This is a genomic window from Coleofasciculus sp. FACHB-712 (genome assembly GCF_014695635.1).
Classification (GTDB): domain Bacteria; phylum Cyanobacteriota; class Cyanobacteriia; order Cyanobacteriales; family FACHB-T130; genus FACHB-T130.
In genome coordinates, this window is record NZ_JACJOQ010000580.1 from 1 (window position 1) to 2,166 (window position 2,166).

Consider the following 2,166-nt stretch of genomic DNA (forward strand, 5'->3'; position numbering starts at 1 on the left):
CTCGGAACGGTAGAAGAAATCAAATCTATTTTACTGACAACTGCTAAGGCGATTAATGCAGAAGACTTGCAAACTTGTCAGGCAATCGGCGATCACGGTTTAAAAGCTTTACCCTCCAAGCCTCATAAACTGGTTATTTTGACTCACTGCAACGCTGGAGCCTTGGCAACTGCTGGCTATGGAACTGCCTTGGGCGTTGTTCGTTCTGCATGGCGAGATGGGCGTCTGGAGCGAGTCTATGCTGATGAAACTCGTCCCCGCTTACAAGGTGCGAAACTGACTTCTTGGGAATGCGTCCAAGAAGGCATTCCAGTTACGGTGATTACCGATAGTATGGCAGCTCACTGTATGAAACAGGGTTTAATTGATGCAGTCGTTGTCGGTGCTGACAGAATAGCCGCAAATGGTGACACTGCTAATAAAATTGGCACTTACAGTCTGGCACTGGTTGCTAAGGCTCACAATGTTCCTTTCTTTGTTGCCGCACCCCTCTCTACGATTGATTTTGAGTTGTCTTCTGGCAGCAAAATTCCGATTGAAGAGCGCCACGCTTCGGAAATCTACCAAGTTGGCGATACGCTTCTTACTCCTGCTGGCGTGGAGTTTTACAATCCAGCATTTGATGTCACTCCCGCTGAATTAATTTCAGCAGTGATTACCGAGTATGGCGCGATCGCACCCAGTGAGTTAAAACAGTTTCAGACCAAACAATTGGTTTAGAAGGGCGCAAGAATACAACAGAAAAATAAAAAGGAACGAACCTTGGGAAAGACTACAGCCGAAACCAAACATCATCTTTTGAAAAACGAACCAATCCGTAAATTTGCGGCGTCTACACAAACAGATTCATCGTCTCTTTACAATTGGCAAGATTCCCTCAAACAGCGAAGAAACATACTCTTTTTCGCAACGGGTGTAATAACGATAGGGAGTTTGGTATTGGTAGGTAATCCCATTGCTTTCGCACTCGGGCTTCCCCCTATGTTGAAATGTGGCCCAGTTAAGCAATCAGCAGTGGAAGAAAATATTGAGTCAATTAACTTAGCTCAAGAAGCCCATTTTTCTGAAAAAAAGTCCTTTGCTAACGACTTTAATAAGTTAGGAATCCGCCTTCAAAAGCAGGGTGACGACTACGAATATTCAACCCGTGCCACTTCTTCGGCTGCCTTTAGTTACGGGATATCCCAAAGTAAAGGAAATAACAGTTACGTTGGGGCTGTGTTTGTAATACCAGCTACTGAGGCCAAATCTAAAGTTGCTAACCGTGAGACAACAGTAACAATTTTGTGCCAAGCGGATTCCCCTGGCGCAATCAAACCTGTAGAGCCAGCTTATCAAAATGGCGCAATTGCTTGCGGCTCCAACACCACAGAAATCTACCGTTATTCGCCTTAAGGCTAACTCGGAAGAAAGGTTAGATTGGGAATTGACACTTAAGCAATCCCAAATCTAACCTTTTCAGGAATTTCTCATTCTACCAGTGAATACTTATTAAAGCTTTTTGTGCTTTGCGTGTATGCAAAACACAAAAAAGTATATTGGGTTTATTTACTTGACAAAAGTGAAGATGATGAGCATCTATTTCCGAGCTAAGTGGTTACACTTTTTATTTAAAAAACATAAAAATGAAGGTATAGCCTTCTACATTGGAATTCTGATTCTTATAATAATTTTTGGTGTTTTGGCAGTTATGGCTTTGCCTATTTTTTTGAATTGTGCCAACACAGCCAATAACAAGAGATCGCAAGGAGAAATCTATATCGTTTCTATAAACAGAGGACAAGAAGCTTACTATTTAGAAAATAATACTTTTGTTGCTTCTCTGCCGAAACTCGGTCTAAGTATTCCAAGTAAAACAAAAGATTATGAATATTCTATTCGTGCAACAAAAACAGCGGTATTTAACTACGCGATCGCTCAAGAAACTGCTTCAAAACCCCTGAAGAGCTATGTTGGGGCTGTATTCATCGTACCGGACAATCATTCCCGAGACTTAACTACAGTAAGGATTCTGTGTCAAGCGAATGCTCCCGGTGCAATCAAGCCTGTAGAACCAGCTTATCAAAATGGCGAAGTCGCTTGCGGTTCTAACACCACAAAAATCTCCCGTTATTAGTCTTAAGGCTAACTCGGAAGAAAGGTTAGATTATGGATTGGTATCTAAGC

Annotated in this window: 3 protein-coding genes; all 3 read left to right on the plus strand. The window is 42.2% G+C overall.

Features of this window, described 5'->3' with window-relative positions:
- Window positions 1-720 (plus strand): S-methyl-5-thioribose-1-phosphate isomerase (gene mtnA / locus H6F50_RS20980; RefSeq protein WP_190430201.1); only part of this gene is annotated, 720 nt, incomplete at its 5' end.
- Window positions 721-762: 42 nt separating this feature from the next.
- Window positions 763-1,395, plus strand: coding sequence for a type IV pilin-like G/H family protein (locus H6F50_RS20985; RefSeq protein WP_190430202.1), 633 nt, complete (start codon window positions 763-765; stop codon window positions 1,393-1,395).
- A gap of 121 nt (window positions 1,396-1,516) precedes the next feature.
- Entirely contained in the window at window positions 1,517-2,116 is a 600-nt protein-coding gene (locus tag H6F50_RS20990) for a type IV pilin-like G/H family protein (protein WP_190430203.1), read from the plus strand.
- Window positions 2,117-2,166 lie beyond the last annotated feature (50 nt).

Coding starts and splice junctions, on each gene's coding strand:
- H6F50_RS20990 (WP_190430203.1), top strand. CDS start 1,517: ATGCAAAACACAAAAAAGTATATTGGGTTTATTTACTTGACAAAAGTG.